Genomic DNA, 17018 nt, shown 5'->3' on the forward strand with positions numbered 1-17018 from the left:
CGACGGCCGCGCACAGCGTCGCGGCGTCCCCGGGCCGGGTGCGGCGGAACCGCGGGCGGGGCGCGGCGCCGCTGGGGTCCGGGTCCGGCGGGGGCGCGCCGGGCGTGTCGTTCCTCGGCACGGGCGGGAACGCGTCCCCGCCAGCCGCCGTCGGCGGCCCCTCCTCCGCCGTGGCCGCCCGGCCGCTGTACGCCCGGTCCGCCAGCTCCCACATCGCCTCCAGCATCGGGCCGCTCTCCCCCGCCAGCCTGCCGAGCGCCCGCACGGCCTGACGGGGCGGCAGCGCCTTGCCGTTGAGGTAGCGCTCCCAGGACGACTTGCTGACCGCGGTCCTGGCGGCGAGCGCGGCCAGGCTCAGGTCCGTGCGGTCCTTCAGCTCCCGCAGGCGCACCGCGAGGCGCCGGACGTCGGGCTCCAGATCCTCGGGCAGCGGTTTCCAGCGAGCCATCCGTCCCATCCCCGTCCCTCGACGGCCCCGTCCCGGCGGGCGTCCCGGCAGGTCGGCGGGTGACGCGTCCCGCGCCGTCCCGCGGATCCCGTTCCGACTATGCCCTACAGGCCCCAGGGGGCAGGCTCGGTTCCACACCGGGCGGCGCCGGGGAGCGGATCCGGCCACGGCGGCGCCCTCCGGGCCGGGACCGTCCCGGCGGCGCGGGGCGGCACGGCACGGCCCCGCGCACACGGACCGCCCCGGCCGGGGGCGCTCCGCTCACGGCCGGCCGGCGCCGGCCCGGTGCCCCCGGGTGGCACGGGGGGCGCCTGAGGTTGGCCTGAACCGGGGGGAGGAGAAGGGGCGCCCCGGGCCTCCTGCGGGGGAGGGCCCGGGGCGCCCCTGGGACGCGCCCGCTCACCTGCGGACCAGGGCCACCACGTCCTGGAGCCACGGCAGGTCGAGCCACGGGTCCGGCATGGCCGTCAGCGCGAGCAGCGTCACCCCGCCGCCCAGCACCCCGTAGGTGACGATGTCCGTGAAACGGCTGCGCACCGCGAGCATGCCCACGTTGCGCACCGTCGCCCGCAGCACCCCGCCCAGCAGCAGGAAGCAGCCGACGAGCAGCAGCCCCGGCCGGAAGCTGGCCCGGGTCACCAGCAGCCCGAGCGCCACCCCGGCCAGCACCACCAGCACCGGCCACTGCCGCACCGGCGCCGGGGCGTCGCCGCCGGCCGCCCGCGCCCCGCCCTCGGGCCGCAGCGTGCCCTCCGTCTTCACCGGCGGCCGGCGCGAGCCGCCGCCCTCCTCGCCTTCCATCGCTCTTCCTGGCCCCGCTCTCCTCGGCCCCGTCCGGCTCCGGTTCAGCTCTCCTTGACCGCCCGCTCGGCCGCCTCGACCACGTTCGTCAGCAGCAGCGCCCGGGTCATCGGCCCCACGCCGCCCGGGTTCGGCGCCACCCAGGCCGCGACCTCGCGGACCGCGGGGTCCACGTCGCCGACCAGCTTGCCGTTCTCGTCCCGGCTCACGCCCACGTCCAGCACGGCCGCGCCCGGCTTGACGTGCTCGGCCCGGACCAGGTGCGGGGAGCCGGCGGCGGCGACGACGATGTCCGCCCGGCGCAGCTCGGCCGCCAGGTCCCGGGTGCCGGTGTGGCACAGGGTCACGGTGGCGTTCTCGCTGCGGCGGGTCAGCAGCAGGCCGATGGACCGGCCGACGGTGATGCCGCGCCCGACGACGCACACGTGCGCCCCGCCCAGCTCCACGCCGTGGCGGCGCAGCAGCTCCACGATGCCGCGCGGGGTGCACGGCAGCGGCGCCTCCTGGCCCAGCACCAGGCGACCGAGGTTGGTCGGGTGCAGGCCGTCGGCGTCCTTGTCCGGGTCGATGGCCTCCAGCACCCGGTGCGTGTCCAGGCCCCTGGGCAGGGGCAACTGCACGATGTAACCCGTGCACTCCGGGTCCTCGTTCAGCTCCCGCACCACGGCCTCCACGTCGGCCTGGGACGCGGTGGCGGGCAGCTCGCGCTGGATGCTGGCGATGCCGACGTGGGCGCAGTCGCGGTGCTTGCCCGCGACGTAGGAGCGGGACCCCGGGTCGTCCCCGACCAGGACGGTGCCGAGGCCGGGCGTGACGCCCCTGGCCTTCAGCGACTCGACGCGTGCGGCGAGCTCGGACTTGATCGCGGCCGCGGTGGCCTTGCCATCGAGAATCTGGGCGGTCATGGAACCCATCCTCGCGGACGGAACCGGAAGAGTCCCAATTCCGTGGGTGTTCTGTGACGGCGTTCCGCGCGCGTTGTCCCGGCGCGGGGGGAATGTCGGGCGCGAGTGTCCGGCCGCGGTTGCAGATTCGGCACAGCCGGAGAACTGCGCTGGACAGCGGAGGCGGGAAGCTACCACGATTGGGGCCGCACAAGTTGCCAGAAACGGAACATGTGGCCGGAGATGGCGAGATCGAAATCGGGGGGAGTTCCGTGAGCAGTCCACGCGGTGCGGCGTGCCCGGGTCCGGGCCGACGCGCCCCGGGCTCACGCGTCCGGTCCGGTCACGTCCCGTCCGCCGCCGGGCCCCGCCGGGCAGGTGACGGCCACCGCGGTCCAGGCCGTCGGCGCCCGAGGCGGGCCGCTCCCCGCCGCGCCCCGGGTGGGCGGCACCAGTTCGCACCGTCCTCCGTCAGCACGGCCCGCGACCCGGGCGGCGACGGCCGCCCCGCGGGCCCGCAAGGCACTCTCGTCGCGTCCGCCGCCCGGCTTCCCGGGCCGCGGAATCCGTCCCCTTCTGTCGTCCCCATCCGCTAGCACGGAGGAATCCCACGTGAGTTACCCGCCCGGCCCGAACAACCCGTACGGGCAGCAGCCGCAGCAGCCCGGCTACGGCCAGCAGCCGCAGCAGCCCGGCTACGGCTACCCGCAGCAGCAGCCCCAGCAGCCGGGCTACGGCTACCCCCAGCAGGGCGGCTACGACCCGAACGCCGCCTACGGCTACCCGCAGCAGCAGCCCCAGCAGCCGGGCTACGGCTACCCGCAGCAGGGCGGCGGCTACCCGCACGCCGGCCAGGTGCAGCAGTTCTACGCGGGCTGGGGCTCTCGGGTGGCGGCGACCTTCATCGACACCCTGATCGCCTGCATCCCGGGCGGCATCTGCATCGGCATCGGCGCGGCCATCGGCGGCGGCTCCGGTGTGGCCGTGGGGGTCATCGGCTACGTCCTGATCTTCATCGTCTACCTGTGGATGATCCACCAGAAGGGCACCCGCGGGCAGTCCGTGGGCATGAAGATGGTGAACATCCAGCTCGTGCGCGAGGCCGACGGCCAGTACATGGGCTTCGGCATGTGCTTCGTGCGCTACCTGGTCCACATCGTGGACAGCCTGCCCTGCTACATCGGCTACCTGTGGCCGCTGTGGGACGCGAAGAAGCAGACCTTCGCGGACAAGATCATGAGCACGGTCGTCGTGAAGTCCCAGTGACTCCGGCAGCCTTACCACCGGACCGCACCAGGGGCCGGGACCGCGAGCCGGTCCCGGCCCCTCGGCGTGCGGGGCCGGTCAGTGGAAGAAGTGCCGGGTGCCCGTCAGGTACATCGTCACCCCGGCCGCCTTCGCCGCCGCGACGACCTCCTCGTCGCGCACCGAGCCGCCCGGCTGGGCGACCGCCCGGACGCCGGCGTCGATCAGCACCTGGAGGCCGTCGGCGAACGGGAAGAACGCGTCCGACGCCGCGTAGGAGCCCGCCGCGCGGTCCCCGGCCCTGCTCACCGCGAGCCGCGCCGAGTCCACCCGGTTGACCTGGCCCATGCCGACGCCGACGGTGGCGCCGCCCTGGGCCAGCAGGATCGCGTTGGACTTCACCGCGCGGCAGGCGCGCCACGCGAAGGCCAGCTCGGCCAGGCCCGCCTCGTCCAGCGGCTCGCCCGCGACCAGCCGCCAGTTCTCCGGGGAGTCGCCCTCGGCCCGTACGGCGTCCACCCGCTGGAGCAGCGCGCCGCCGGAGACGGGCCGCAGCTCGGTGCCGCGCGAGGGGCCGTCCGGGCAGCGCAGCACCCGGATGTTCTTCTTGCGGGAGAGCACCTCCACCGCCCCGTCCTCGAAGTCGGGGGCGACGATGACCTCGGTGAAGATTTCCGCGACCTGCTCGGCCATGGCCACCGACACCGGGCGGTTGACCGCGATCACGCCGCCGTACGCGGACAGCGGGTCGCAGGCGTGCGCCTTGCGGTGCGCCTCGGCGACGTCGGCGCCGACCGCGATGCCGCACGGGTTGGTGTGCTTGATGATCGCCACGCACGGCGCCTCGTGGTCGTAGGCGGCGCGGTGCGCGGCCTCGGTGTCCACGTAGTTGTTGAAGGACATCTCCTTGCCGTGCAACTGCTCCGCGCCGGCCAGGCCGCCGCCGGAGCCGTCGGCGTACAGGGCGGCGGACTGGTGCGGGTTCTCGCCGTACCGCAGCACGTTGGCGCGGGTGTACGTGGCGCCGAGGAACGACGGCAGCTCGCCGGGCGCGGCGCCGTCCTCCGGGGCGTAGGACCCGGCGAACCAGGCGGCCACGGCCACGTCGTAGGCGGCGGTGTGCGCGAACGCCTCGGCGGCCAGCCGCTTGCGGGCGTCCAGGTCGAAGCCGCCGGAGGCGGCGGCCGTGAGCACGTCCGGGTACCGCTGCGGGTTGACCACGACCGCCACGGACGGGTGGTTCTTGGCGGCGGCGCGCACCATCGACGGGCCGCCGATGTCGATCTGCTCCACGCACGCGTCCGGGTCCGCGCCGGAGGCCACGGTCTGCTGGAACGGGTACAGGTTCACCACGACCAGTTCGAACGGCTGCACGCCCAGGTCGGCGAGCTGCTCGCGGTGGGAGGACAGGCGCTGGTCGGCGAGGATGCCCGCGTGCACCTTCGGGTGCAGGGTCTTGACCCGGCCGTCGAGGCACTCGGGGAAACCCGTCAGCTCCTCCACCCGGGTGACCGGGATCCCGGCCGCGGCGATGTTCGCGGCGGTGGACCCGGTGGACACCAGCTCGACCCCTGCCTCGTGCAGGCCCCTGGCCAGCTCCTCAAGGCCCGTCTTGTCGTACACGCTGACCAGCGCGCGGCGGATCGGCCGCTTCGTCGTACCGGTAGTCACGGGACCAGGACCCTTCTTCCTTCGATGCGGTAGCCCTCGCGGGCCAGGCGGCCCACGACCTCGACGAGCGCCTCGCGCTCGACCGTCTTGATGCGCTCGTGCAGCGAGTCCTCGCCGTCGTCCTCACGGACCTCCACCACCCGCTGGGCGATGACGGGGCCGGTGTCCACGCCGTCGTCGACCAGGTGCACGGTGCAGCCGGTGACCTTCACCCCGTACGCCAGGGCGTCGCGCACCGCGTGGGCGCCGGGGAAGCTCGGCAGCAGGGCGGGGTGGGTGTTGACCAGGCGGCCGGTGAAGCGGGCGAGGACCTCCTTGCCGACGATCTTCATGAAGCCCGCGCAGACCACCAGGTCGGGGCGGTGCTCGGCGATCGCCTCGGCGAGCGAGAGGTCCCACGCGGCCCGGTCGGGGAAGTCGGCGACCCGGTGGACGAAGGTGGGCAGACCCGCCCGGTGCGCCCGGTCCAGGCCCGCGATGCCGTCGCGGTCGGCGCCGACCGCCACGACCCGCGCCCCGTACGCGGGATCCCGCGCGGCGTCGAGCAGCGCCTGGAGGTTGGTGCCGGAGCCCGACACCAGGACCACGAGGCGGGCGGGGGGCGAGGGGGTCGGGGGATGCGCACCCACGGCTGGGCTCTTCTCTCGCTGACGGCAACGGCACGGGGCCGGCTTGCGACGCCTCGGGAACCTCGGGCGCCGCGCGACCGTCAGCCACGATACTGGCACACCGTGCCGCACCCGCACCGACGGTGGCCGTCCCGCCGAGGTAGCGTCTGCGCAGGGGCGAACGAACGAGGACTTGACCGACGATGCAGCGACAAGGGGTTGGCGCGACCACCATGAGCAGCGGCCGCATGAGCATTCCTGGCGACCCGGCGGCCTTCGGCCCCGGCGTGGGCGCGGCGGGCGCGCCGGTGGGCGTGGGCGTCCTGCCCGGGGCGGGGGGCGCGGGCGCGTGGGCGCCGGGCGGGGGCGGGGTGGCGCTCAGGTCGCCGTCGCCGCTGCCGCCGTCGGGGGCGCCGTCGGGGTCGTCCTCCGGGTCGTCCGGGCCGTCGGGCGGCGGGTCGTCCGGCTCCGGCTCCTCCGGGTCCCCCTCGGGTTCGCCGGGCGGGTCGGCGCCGTCCGGTGGGCGGGACCAGGAGGACAACCCGTTCGCGCCGCCGCCGGAGGGCGCGCCCGACCGGCCGTGGCAGCCGCGCACGCCGCCCCCGTCCGGGCCGCCGCCCGGCCAGGGCCCCGGCGGGCAGCGCCCGCGGAGCCCCTGGGGGCAGCAGGGGCAGCAGGAGCCGCGCGGCCCGCGCTTCGACGCCTCCGACCCGGCGCAGCGGCGCGCCAGGTACGCGCTGATCAGCGGCATGTGGGCGTTCTTCTTCGTGATCTTCAGCGTGCCGTACCTGGCGCTGCTGCTCGGGGCGCTGGCCGTGTACTGGGGCGCCAGCGCGCTGCGGACCAGGCCGCGCACCCGGCCGGACGCGCCCGCGCCGGGCGGCCCCGGCACCAGGCCCCAGTTCCCCGCGGCGCTGAGCGGCCTGGTCTCGGGCGGCCTGTCGCTGGCGATGGTGTTCGGCCTGTTCTCGCTCCAGATCGTGTACCGGGACTACTTCGAGTGCGTCTCGGACTCGCTGACCACGGTCGCCCGCGCCGACTGCGACAAGGAGATCCCGGCCTGGGTGGAGCGGGTGGTCGGCGAGGACGAGTGACCGGGCCGGGGCGTCACCGGTCGGCGGCCCCGCGCACGCCGGGCGGCGGGCCGCCGGGCACGCCGACGCCGAGGTCCGGGTGCGGGCCCGGCTCGTGTCCCGCGCGCCCCGGGCGCTCCGCGAATGCCTGGTGCGCCTGGTGGGCCTCGAACACCTCGTACGCCGCCTCGTAGGCCTCCTCGTCCTCGTCCCCCTCGTCGCCCTCGTCGCTCCCTTCGCCGCAGGAGCCGCGCGGCCGGGCGGCGGGGAACGGCGCCATCAGGCCGCCGGACGCGGTGCGCAGCCTGCGCCACCGGTCCTCGCGGGCGGCGCGCTCGCGCACCGGGGCGGGCGGGGGCGGCACGGGCAGCCTCGCGGCGAGCCGTGCCGGCAGCACCCGGCGCAGCCGGGCCAGCAGCAGCGACCGCGGCTCCCGCCCGGGTTCGAGCACCGGCTCCCGCAACTGCCACCACCGGGCGACGGGCACCGCGGGCACGGCGATCACCGCGGTCCACAGCAGCGCGGCACCGCCCGTCGCCCACCACACCGGACCCACCTCGGCGAGCCGCTGCCCGCCGAGCGGCCCCGCCGACCAGGCGGCGAGCAGGCCCATCGCCAGGCCCACGCCGAGCGCGGCCAGCGCCGCCGCCCCCGCCGCGGCGAGGTAGCCGCAGCGCCTGCGGGACAGGCCGTGCACACCCTTGGCGACCACCGCGGCCACCGCGGCGCCCGCGGCCATCGGCAGCACCAGGGTCAGCCGCCCGGCCGCCCCGGCGTCCCCCGGCCCGGGCAGCGCGGCGAACAGCGGGAACAGCGGAAGCTCCCCGTAGACGGCCCCGGCGGGCGCCACCGTGGTGTCCGTCCCGACGGAGAAGCCGGGGCTGAGCGCGTAGGAGGCGGCCCACACCGCGGCGTTCGGCAGGTACGCGAAGGCCAGCAGCAGCACCGCGATCCGGCCGGTGAACGCCTCGGTGAGCTGCGTGAACGCGGCCCCGGCAGCGGAGGCGTGCCACACCAGGGACATGGCGGTGAGCAGCGCGCCGCCGGCGAGCAGGACGAGCGTCCCGGCGGCGGCGGCCCGCGCGGCGAGCACCAGCCCGCCCCACCGCGGCCGGGTGGGCGCCCGGCCCGCGCGCCACCGGCCGAGGGGCGGCCGGGGCAGCGTGGGCAGGGGGCGGCCGAGCCCGGACCAGGCGCCCGCGCCCGCGGCGGCCGCGGCGAGCAGCGGCAGCGTCAGCAGCACACTGAGGGGGCGGCTGCGGATCGGCCCGGACGCGGTGTACAGCAGCGCGGCGAACCCGACGGCGCAGTACCCGGTGACCAGCCAGCCGACGGCGGCGGGCGGCGCGAGCACGGGCCCGGCCGGGCCGTCCTCATCGTCATCGGTGACGGGGTCCACCGCGAGGGCGCCGGAGCGGTGCAGCAGCCACACGGGCAGCGCGGTCAGCAGCAGCGGGGTCAGGCCCAGCGGTGCCGGCTCGCCGCCGGTGGTGACGGTGCGCAGCAGGTCGCCGCCGTGGGCGAGCAGCCACAGGTCGGCGGCGATGCGCAGGGCCGCGTCCGGGCCGCTGTCCGGGTACGGGGAGATGATCCACAGGAACAGGACGACGACGGCGAGCACGCCGAGGCCGAGCCCGGCCGCGAGGACACCGCCGAAGAACCCGGCGACGACGGCCGGGAGGCGGCCGGTGGCCGGCTGCTGTGCTGCGCCAGGGGCGGTCAAGTGGCTCACGCCGCCCCATGCTGCCGGAAAACACCCGGTCAGCACGGCCAGTGGGCATATGTACCGTCGTGTCGCAAATGATGACACATGAGGTTTTTCGTACAGTGCAGTAAGGCTATGAACTGATCTACGGCCTTGCACGGTTCCCCACGGCCCCGACCAGTTCCCTGTGACCGCCCCGGCCGGCCTGCCCGGGCCCGGCCGGCCACGACTGGCACTGGAGTGACGGTGGAGGACCCTGTCGTCGCCGCGTACGACCAGCTCCACGCCTGCACGGCACGCCTGCTCGCCCGCCAGGTGCACCTGCTCACCGGCGACCCGGAGCTGACCCGGCGCGCCGTGGACCACGCCTTCCGCCTGGCCTGGCAGCGCTGGTCCGAGGTGGCCGTCGACCCCGACCCCCCGGGGTGGCTGCGCGCCGCGGCGCACGAGTACGCCCTGTCCCCCTGGCGGCAGGTGCCCCGCCGTCCCCGGCACTGGTGGTGCTGGTGGCCGCGGGGGTGGCGGTGGCCCCGCTGGTGGCGCTGGTGGCGGCCCGCTCCCCCGGTGCTGGACCCGCACGGGGCCCTGCTGGCGCTGCCGCCCGCCCGCCGCCGCGCCGTGCTGCTCTACGACGGGCTCGGCCTGGACCTGCCGGAGACCGCGGCCGAGCTGGAGGCGACCACCCCGGCCGCGGCCGGGCGCATCACCCGGGCCCACGAGGAGCTGGTGCTGCTGGTCCCGGAGCTGGCCGGGGCCGACCCGCACGACCTCGCCCTCCCCACGCGGATCGGCGGGCTGCTGGCGCGGGTGTCGGCCGGCCTGCCCGAGGCGCCGTTCGGCACTCCGGCGCAGGTCCGCGCCCAGGTCGAGCAGTTGTTCACCCGCACGGCGCTGGCCACGGCGGCGCTGGTGGCCGCCGTGGTGCTCCCGGCGGGCGCGTTCGTGCTGCTGGACGCGCTGGACGGCGGGTCGGCGCCTCCACCGGTCCGCCAGGCCGACCCGGCGCCGCCCCGGCCGGGCTGACCCGGCCGGGCCGTGACGCGCGCCCCGTGACGCGCGCCCCGTGACGCGCGAGGGGCGCGGCGCCTTCCGGCGCCGCGCCCCTCGCGTGTCCGCGCCCGGCCGCTGCCGGGCGGGGTGCCGCGGGTACCGCTGTTCTCGGTGCGGGGGTCAGGAACCCAGGACCTCGCGGGCCAGCCGCGCGGTCTCCGACGGGGTCTTGCCGACCTTCACGCCCGCCGCCTCCAGGGCCTCCTTCTTCGCCTGCGCGGTGCCGGAGGAGCCCGACACGATCGCGCCCGCGTGGCCCATCGTCTTGCCCTCGGGGGCGGTGAAGCCCGCGACGTAGCCGACCACCGGCTTGGTCACGTTCTCCTTGATGAACTCGGCCGCGCGCTCCTCGGCGTCGCCGCCGATCTCACCGATCATGACGATCAGGTCGGTGTCGGGGTCGTCCTGGAACGCCTTGAGGCAGTCGATGTGCGTGGTGCCGATGATCGGGTCGCCGCCGATGCCCACCGCGGTGGAGAAGCCGATGTCCCGCAGCTCGTACATGAGCTGGTAGGTCAGCGTGCCGGACTTCGACACCAGGCCGATGCGGCCGGAGGTGGTGATGTCCGCGGGGATGATGCCGGCGTTGGACTGCCCGGGGGAGATCAGGCCGGGGCAGTTGGGGCCGATGATCCGGGTCTTGCCGCCCTTGGCGCCCGCGTGGGCCCAGAACGCCGCCGTGTCGTGCACCGCGATGCCCTCGGTGATGACGACCGCGAGCGGGATCTCGGCGTCCACGGCCTCCACGACCGCGTCCTTGGCGAACTTCGGCGGCACGAAGATGACGGTCACGTCGGCGCCGGTGGCCTCCATGGCCTCCTTGACCGTGCCGAACACCGGTACCTCGGTGCCGTCGAAGTCCACCGTGGTGCCGGCCTTGCGGGGGTTCACGCCGCCGACGATGTTGGTCCCGGACGCGAGCATCCGGCGGGTGTGCTTGCTGCCCTCGGAGCCGGTCATCCCCTGGACGATGACCTTGCTCTCCTTGGTGAGGAAGATAGCCATGTCTTGGTGTCCGTTCCTTACTTCGCAGCCGCGAGCTCGGCGGCGCGCTCGGCCGCGCCGTCCATGGTGTCCACCTGCTGCACCAGCGGGTGGTTGGCCTCGGTGAGGATCCGGCGGCCCTCCTCGGCGTTGTTGCCGTCCAGGCGCACGACCAGCGGCTTGGTGACGTCCTCGCCCTTGGACTTCAGCAGCTCCAGGGCCTGGACGATGCCGTTCGCGACCGCGTCGCAGGCGGTGATGCCGCCGAACACGTTGACGAACACCGACTTGACGGCCGGGTCCCCGAGGATGATCTCCAGACCGTTGGCCATCACCTCGGCGGACGCGCCGCCGCCGATGTCCAGGAAGTTCGCGGGCCGGACCCCGCCGTGCGCCTCACCGGCGTACGCGACGACGTCCAGGGTGCTCATGACCAGGCCCGCGCCGTTGCCGATGATGCCGACCTCGCCGTCGAGCTTGACGTAGTTCAGGCCCTTGGCCTTGGCCGCCGCCTCCAGCGGGTCGGCCGCGGCCTTGTCCTCGAGCTCGGCGTGGTGCGGCTGCCGGAACTCGGCGTTGGCGTCCAGGCTGACCTTGGCGTCCAGGGCGATGATCTTCCCGTCGCCGGACTTGATCAGCGGGTTGACCTCGACCAGGAGCGCGTCCTCGGCGATGAAGGTCTTCCACAGCGTCACCAGCACGTCGGCGATCTGGTCGGCGACGTCCGCCGGGAACTTCGCCGCCTCGACGATCTCGCGGGCCTTGGCCGGGGTCACGCCCTCGTTGGCGTCCACCGGGATCTTGGCCAGCGCCTCGGGCTTGGTGGCCGCGACCTCCTCGATGTCCATGCCGCCCTCGACGGACGCCATGGCCAGGAAGGTGCGGTTGGCGCGGTCCAGCAGGTAGGAGACGTAGTACTCCTCCGCGATGTCGGCGGTGGCCGCCAGCATCACCTTGTGGACCGTGTGACCCTTGATGTCCATGCCGAGGATCTGCCCGGCCTTGGCCGCGGCGTCGTCCGGGTCCGCGGCCAGCTTCACACCGCCGGCCTTGCCGCGGCCGCCGATCTTGACCTGGGCCTTGACGACCGCCCTGCCGCCCAGCCGCTCCGCGGCGCCGCGCGCATCCTCGGGGGTGTCGACGACTTCACCGGCCAGCACCGGTACGCCATGCTTGGCGAAGAGATCCCTCGCCTGGTACTCGAACAGGTCCACGCGCGTCCGTCCCCTTTATGGTGAATCGCGTTGGTTTGGTTGCGTGGGCGTGCCGCCACGGTCGTTCGTGACGTAATTCGAGAAACGTCTTCAGGGCGCACACGACGGCCGAGCGCGCGGCATGTCCGTCTGGCAGGTTATCCCTGCCCCTCGGGCCTGCCTAAATCCGCGGTCACCCCGGCGCGGTGAGAACGGTCACAGCCAGCGACCGGCACCGGGTGCCACTCCCTCCCGTACCCCCGCGAACCCGATATGTACCCCTACTTCCTCACGCCACGCCACCTCCCACGGTGAGAACCCGGGCCCCTCCCGGCCCCCGGCCTCCGGTGGTTCGGGCCCTGACAACCGGCGAGCGGCACTCTGTGCACCTTTTCGGGGGTGGCGCTCCGGGCCTCGGGAGGGTCGGCGACGGTCGGTCCCGTCCCGCGCGCGGTCCCTCACGGTTCCGGTATCGGCAGGGGCCGCTTCTCCAGGGCCGCCGCCATCACCTCGGGGAACAGGTCCGGCGTGCAGGCGAAGGCGGGGGCGCCGAGGGTGGCGAGGGCGGCGGCGTGTTCCCGGTCGTATGCCGGGGCGCCCTCGTCCGACAGGGCGAGCAGGGCGACGAACTGCACGCCCGAGGACTTCATCGCGGCGACGCGCTTGAGCATCTCGTTCCGTATGCCGCCCTCGTACAGGTCGCTGATCAGCACGACGACGGTCTCCGACGGGCGGGTGATCAGCCCCTGGCAGTAGGCCAGCGCCCGGTTGATGTCCGTGCCGCCGCCGAGCCGGGTGCCGAACAGCACGTCCACCGGGTCGTCCAGTTGCTCGGTGAGGTCCACCACCGAGGTGTCGAACACCACGAGCCTGGTGTCGATGCTCCGCATGGACGCCAGCACCGCCCCGAACACCGACGCGTACACCACGGACGCCGCCATCGAGCCCGACTGGTCGATGCACAGCACGACGTCCTTCTTCACCGCCCGCGCGGCCCGGCCGTACCCGACCAGGCGCTCGGGCACCACGGTGCCGTACTCGGGGAGGTAGTTCCCCAGGTTCGCCCGGATGGTGCGGTCCCAGTCGATGTCCCGGTGGCGGGGGCGGTTGACCTTGGCCGAGCGGTCCAGCGCCCCGGAGACGGTGGCGCGGGTGCGGGTGGCGAGCCTGCGCTCCAGGTCGTCCACCACCTTGCGGACCACCGCGCGGGCGGTCTCCTTGGTGCTCTCCGGCATGGCCCGGTTCAGCGACAGCAGCGTGCCCACCAGGTGCACGTCCGCCTCGACGGCCTCCAGCATCTCCGGCTCCAGCAGCAGCGACGACAGGCCGAGCCGGTCGATGGCGTCGCGCTGCATCAACTGCACCACGCTGGTCGGGAAGTACTCCCTGATGTCGCCCAGCCAGCGGGCGACCTGCGGCGCGGAGCCGCCGAGCCCGGCCCTGCGCTCCCCGCCCCGGTCGCCGCCCCCGTACAGGGCGGCGAGGGTGCGGTCCATGGCCGCGTCCCGCCCGGACAGGGCGCGCCCCGTGCCGTCGCCCTCGCCGCCGCCGAGCACCATCCGCCAGCGGCGCAGCCGCTCGTCCGCCTCCGGCGCGTTCCCGGTCACCGCCGACCTCCTCGCACAGCCCGCTCCTGTTTCCCCGCCCCGCCGGACCCCACCCCGCCGGACGCCGCCCCGCCGGTCCCCGCCCCGCCCGCATGCCCCGTCCCGAGCCCCAGCAGCAGCCGCACCACCGGCAGCGCGGCGTCCGCCCGCCCGGTGTCCGGCGTGTCACCGAACCCGTCCCGCGCGGCCCCGGCCGCCGAGGGCGCGGGCGCCCCGCCGCGCCGCACCAGCTCCCCGACGGTGCGCCGCACCCCCGGCTCGAACTCGGAGAAGGTGCGGCGCAGCAGCGGCAGCACATCGTGGAACGCCTCCGGGGGCACCCCGGTGAGCCAGGAGTCCACCAGGCCGAGCAGCCGCTCGTCGTGCACCAGCAGCATCCCGCCGCCCGCCAGGAAGCCCTCGACCCAGGCCGCGGCCTCGGCGGGCGCGGTGCCGGGCGACAGGGCGAGCCCCATGAGCCGGGCGGCCTCCGCGCCGTCGAGCCGTCCCTCGTCGAGCAGCAGCCGCGCCGCCCTGCCCCGCAGCAGCCCGGGGGTGCCGGGCGGGCCGTCGCCGCCGCCGTCCCGGTCGGCCAGCGACCGCAGCGTGGCCGCCCACCGGTCGCGCAGTCCGGGCCGCTCCAGCATCGTGACGGCCTGGTGCGCGGCGTCCAGGTGCTGGCGCATGTCCTGCGCGCCGTCCTGGTCCAGGCCCACGCAGGCCGGGGGCAGCCCGACGCACACCCGTACGGCGAGCCCCTCGGCGACCTCGCGCAGCGCCGCCGAGTCGGTGCCGCGCACGTCCCCGTACCGGGCGGAGCGCACCAGTGCGGGCAGGGCCTGCGCCAGATGGCCGACGTCGGCGTCGGTGGCGGCGCGGTCGGCGAGCACCCGCATGACGGTGGGCAGCGCCTCGGGCAGCTCGGCGAGCAGGCAGCGCTCGGCGAGCGCGGTCACCTCGGCGAGCGCGGCGGCCCCGCGCGCCGCGTCCTCGGCCTTGGCGGTGGCGGCGGTGACCACGGTGGTCCCCCACACGCCCGCCTCGGCGACCCGCACGGCCAGCTCCGGCTCCCAGCGCAGCCGCCAGGTCTCCCGGAAGGTGCCGGTGCTGCCCCGGCCGCGGACCGGCTCGCCCCACGGGACGCCCAGCAGCCGCAGGCGGTGCAGCAGCCTGCTGCGCGCCGCGCCGCTCTCCTGCCGCAGGTCGAGCTCCAGCTCCTCCTCCAGCGCCTTGGGTTTCAGCCGCAGCGCCCGCTGGGTGCGGGCGAGGTCCCGCTGGAGGGGGACGGCGGGCGCCGCGTCGGGCACCTCGCCGAGCTCGTCCCCGACGACCATCCGGTCCCGCACCAGCGCCAGCGGCACGTCCGAGCCCTCGCACATCACGGCCCGCACAGCGTCGGTCGTCTCGCCGAGCCCCGCCAGCGGGCGCCCGCGCATCACCGCCAGGGACTCGGCGAGCCGCACCGCCTCGATGACGTGGGCGGAGGAGACCGGGTGGTCCTGCTCGCGCAGCAGCCCGGCGACCTTGGTCATCCAGCGGGCGACCGGCCGGTCGGGGGAGGTGAACAGGTGGTGGTACCAGCCGGGCGAGGTGATCCCGGCCCCGTAGCCGCTCCACTGGGCGAGCCGCCGGTGGGTCCACGGCACCCAGGTGACGTCGACCCGCACCCTCGGCAGGCCCCGCAGCGCCTGCCGGTCGGCGGCGACCGTGGTGCGCCGCGCCAGCGCCGGCACGTGCCACGCCCCGCAGACCACGGCGACCCGGCGGAACTCCCGCCGCGCCTCGCGCAGCCGCAGCCGCATGTGCGCCTCGCGCACCGGGTCGTCGCGGTGGCCGCCGTCCCCGTACTCCTCGCGCAGCGCGCCCATGGCCTCGGCGAGCGCGGCGAACGGGGCGAGCGGGTCCGCCTCCCGGTCGGCGACGCGGTGCTCGACGGCGTCCTCCCACCACCGCTCCGGGTCGTCGTACCCGGCGGCCGCGGCCAGCACCCCGATCGGGTCGACGCGCACCTCGGCGGGCTCGGCCGCCTCCTCGGCCTCGTCCTCGGCGGCCCTGGCCAGCGTGTGCGCCGCGGGCAGGTCGACGAAGCGCACCGGCACCCCGCCGTCCAGGGCGTGACGGATCGCCACCCACTCCGGGGAGAACTCCGCGACCGGCCAGAACGCGGCCCGCGCCGTGTCGTCCACCGCGTGGGCGAGCAGCGCCACCGGCGGCCGCATGGCCTCGTCGGCGGCGAGGGCGACCACCGCGTCGGCCTCGGGCGGCCCCTCGACCAGCACCACGTCCGGCCGGAAGTGCGCGAGCGCCGCCCGCACCGCCCGCGCCGACCCGGGCCCGTGGTGGCGCACCCCGAGCAGCGCCACCTCCCCCTGCTCGGCCATCACCCGTCCCCCCGTCCCGTGCCCCGCCGTCCCGTGCCCCGCCCGCGCCCGCTCATCCGGCCAGCTCCCGGCAGGCCCGGTAGAAGTCCTTCCAGCCCTCCCGCTCGCGCACCACCGTCTCCAGGTACTCCTTCCACACCACCCGGTCGGCCGCCGGGTCCCGGACCACCGCGCCCTGGATGCCCGCCGCCACGTCGCCGGGGCGCAGCACGCCGTCGCCGAAGTGGGTGGCCAGCGCGAGGCCGCTGGTGACCACCGAGATCGCCTCGGCCGTGGACAGCGTCCCCGAGGGGGACTTCACCTTGGTGCGCCCGTCGTGCGTCACCCCGTCCCGCAGCTCGCGGAAGACGGTGACGACCCGCCGGATCTCGTCCGCGCCCGAGGGGCCCTGCGGCAGTTGCAGGGAGCGCCCCATCTGCTCCACCCGGCGGGAGACGATGTCCACCTCCTCCTCCACGGTGGCGGGCAGCGGCAGCACCACGGTGTTGAAGCGGCGGCGCAGGGCGCTGGACAGCTCGTTCACGCCCCGGTCGCGGTCGTTGGCGGTGGCGATCAGGTTGAACCCGCGCACGGCCTGCACCTCCTCGCCCAGCTCGGGCACGGGGAGGACCTTCTCCGACAGGATGGTGATCAGCGTGTCCTGCACGTCGGCCGGGATGCGTGTCAGCTCCTCCAGGCGGGCGATCCTCCCGTCCCGCATGGCCCGCAGCACCGGGCTGGGCACCAGCGCCTCCCGGCTGGGCCCGTGGGCGAGGAGCTGCGCGTAGTTCCACCCGTAGCGGATGGCCTCCTCGGGGGTGCCCGCGGTGCCCTGGACCAGCAGGGTGGAGTCCCCGCTGACGGCCGCCGCCAGGTGCTCGGACACCCAGGTCTTGGCGGTGCCGGGCACGCCGAGCAGCAGCAGCGCCCGGTCGGTGGCGAGCGTGGTGACGGCGACCTCGACCACGCGGCGCGGCCCGACGTACTTGGGTGTGATCACCGTGCCGTCGGGGAGGGTGCCGCCGAGCAGGTAGGTGGCCACGGCCCACGGCGACATGTTCCACCGGGCGGGGCGCGGCCGGTCGTCCGCGGCGGCGAGGGCGGCCAGCTCGTCGGCGAACGCGTCCTCCGCGTGCGGCCGCAGCGTCTCGCTCCGGGTGGGCGCAGGGCTGGTCATGGCGTGGAACCCCCAAGTGGCATCGGGCATCTGGCGTGTGGCGGCGGGCGTCCGCGGGCGGGCCGGTGGCGGTGCGCGGCCGCCGGCTCGCGGCAGCGTTCTCGTGACTTCGGTGGTGCTCGTGGCTCTGGTGGCTCTCGTGGTTCTCGTGCTGCTCCGTGCCGGTTCCGCCTCTCGTCCCGGCGCACGGCGGCCGGCTGCCGCCTGCCGGAGCCGGCGCCCACCGGCGGCGG

14 protein-coding genes are annotated in these 17018 nt (G+C 75.7%); 3 read left to right on the forward strand and 11 right to left on the reverse strand.

What is annotated here, in order from left to right; all coding sequences use genetic code 11:
- The 3 genes from ACYVO2_RS31335 to ACYVO2_RS31345 all read right to left on the reverse strand — a co-directional run.
- A partial coding sequence (locus ACYVO2_RS31335) for a helix-turn-helix domain-containing protein (protein WP_461011449.1) occupies positions 1-448 on the reverse strand: 448 nt, incomplete at its 3' end.
- A gap of 399 nt (positions 449-847) precedes the next feature.
- On the reverse strand, positions 848-1249 hold the full coding sequence (locus ACYVO2_RS31340) for a DUF3017 domain-containing protein (protein WP_461011450.1): 402 nt from the start codon (positions 1247-1249) through the stop codon (positions 848-850).
- A gap of 44 nt (positions 1250-1293) precedes the next feature.
- The gene (locus ACYVO2_RS31345) at positions 1294-2154 is read right to left on the reverse strand and encodes a bifunctional methylenetetrahydrofolate dehydrogenase/methenyltetrahydrofolate cyclohydrolase (RefSeq protein ID WP_461011451.1); all 861 of its coding nucleotides are present in this window, start codon (positions 2152-2154) and stop codon (positions 1294-1296) included.
- Between the two features lie 591 nt (positions 2155-2745).
- Between ACYVO2_RS31345 and ACYVO2_RS31350 the strand changes: the two genes are divergently transcribed.
- Entirely contained in the window at positions 2746-3399 is a 654-nt protein-coding gene (locus tag ACYVO2_RS31350) for an RDD family protein (protein ID WP_461011452.1), read from the forward strand.
- Positions 3400-3477: 78 nt separating this feature from the next.
- Here ACYVO2_RS31350 and purH read toward each other — a convergent pair whose 3' ends face one another.
- Both purH and purN read right to left on the reverse strand, forming a co-directional pair.
- Positions 3478-5049, reverse strand: coding sequence for a bifunctional phosphoribosylaminoimidazolecarboxamide formyltransferase/IMP cyclohydrolase (gene purH / locus ACYVO2_RS31355; protein WP_461011453.1), 1572 nt, complete (start codon positions 5047-5049; stop codon positions 3478-3480).
- Positions 5046-5678, reverse strand: coding sequence for a phosphoribosylglycinamide formyltransferase (purN, locus tag ACYVO2_RS31360; protein WP_461011454.1), 633 nt, complete (start codon positions 5676-5678; stop codon positions 5046-5048). The genes purH and purN overlap by 4 nt, the downstream gene beginning before the upstream one ends.
- Before the next feature lie 227 nt (positions 5679-5905).
- On the opposite strand from purN, the gene ACYVO2_RS31365 reads away from it, so the two are divergent.
- Positions 5906-6751: a hypothetical protein gene (locus ACYVO2_RS31365; RefSeq protein WP_461011455.1), complete on the forward strand. Its 846-nt coding sequence runs from the start codon at positions 5906-5908 to the stop codon at positions 6749-6751.
- A 13-nt stretch (positions 6752-6764) separates the two neighbouring features.
- Here the strand turns inward: ACYVO2_RS31365 and ACYVO2_RS31370 are convergent, their stop codons facing one another.
- Positions 6765-8462 carry a cell division protein PerM gene (locus ACYVO2_RS31370; RefSeq protein ID WP_461011456.1) on the reverse strand — a complete coding sequence of 566 codons (1698 nt, stop codon included), beginning with the start codon at positions 8460-8462 and terminating at the stop codon, positions 6765-6767.
- Between the two features lie 219 nt (positions 8463-8681).
- Here ACYVO2_RS31370 and ACYVO2_RS31375 point away from each other — a divergent pair, with 219 nt between their 5' ends.
- Positions 8682-9458 (forward strand): SigE family RNA polymerase sigma factor, encoded by a 777-nt coding sequence (locus tag ACYVO2_RS31375; protein WP_461011457.1) that lies wholly within the window; start codon positions 8682-8684, stop codon positions 9456-9458.
- 147 nt (positions 9459-9605) lie between these two features.
- Here ACYVO2_RS31375 and sucD read toward each other — a convergent pair whose 3' ends face one another.
- From sucD to ACYVO2_RS31400, 5 genes are all read right to left on the reverse strand, one after another.
- Positions 9606-10490 carry a succinate--CoA ligase subunit alpha gene (gene sucD / locus ACYVO2_RS31380; protein WP_461011458.1) on the reverse strand — a complete coding sequence of 295 codons (885 nt, stop codon included), beginning with the start codon at positions 10488-10490 and terminating at the stop codon, positions 9606-9608.
- Positions 10491-10507: 17 nt separating this feature from the next.
- On the reverse strand, positions 10508-11683 hold the full coding sequence (sucC, locus tag ACYVO2_RS31385; RefSeq protein WP_461011459.1) for an ADP-forming succinate--CoA ligase subunit beta: 1176 nt from the start codon (positions 11681-11683) through the stop codon (positions 10508-10510).
- A 437-nt stretch (positions 11684-12120) separates the two neighbouring features.
- Positions 12121-13221 (reverse strand): VWA domain-containing protein, encoded by a 1101-nt coding sequence (locus ACYVO2_RS31390; protein WP_461011487.1) that lies wholly within the window; start codon positions 13219-13221, stop codon positions 12121-12123.
- Between the two features lie 44 nt (positions 13222-13265).
- Entirely contained in the window at positions 13266-15629 is a 2364-nt protein-coding gene (locus ACYVO2_RS31395; RefSeq protein WP_461011460.1) for a DUF5682 family protein, read from the reverse strand.
- A 52-nt stretch (positions 15630-15681) separates the two neighbouring features.
- A complete protein-coding gene (locus ACYVO2_RS31400; protein WP_461011461.1) occupies positions 15682-16785 on the reverse strand; it encodes an ATP-binding protein in 1104 nt (367 codons plus the stop codon).
- Positions 16786-17018: the final 233 nt, after the last annotated feature.

Source organism: Streptomyces capparidis, from assembly GCF_054782095.1.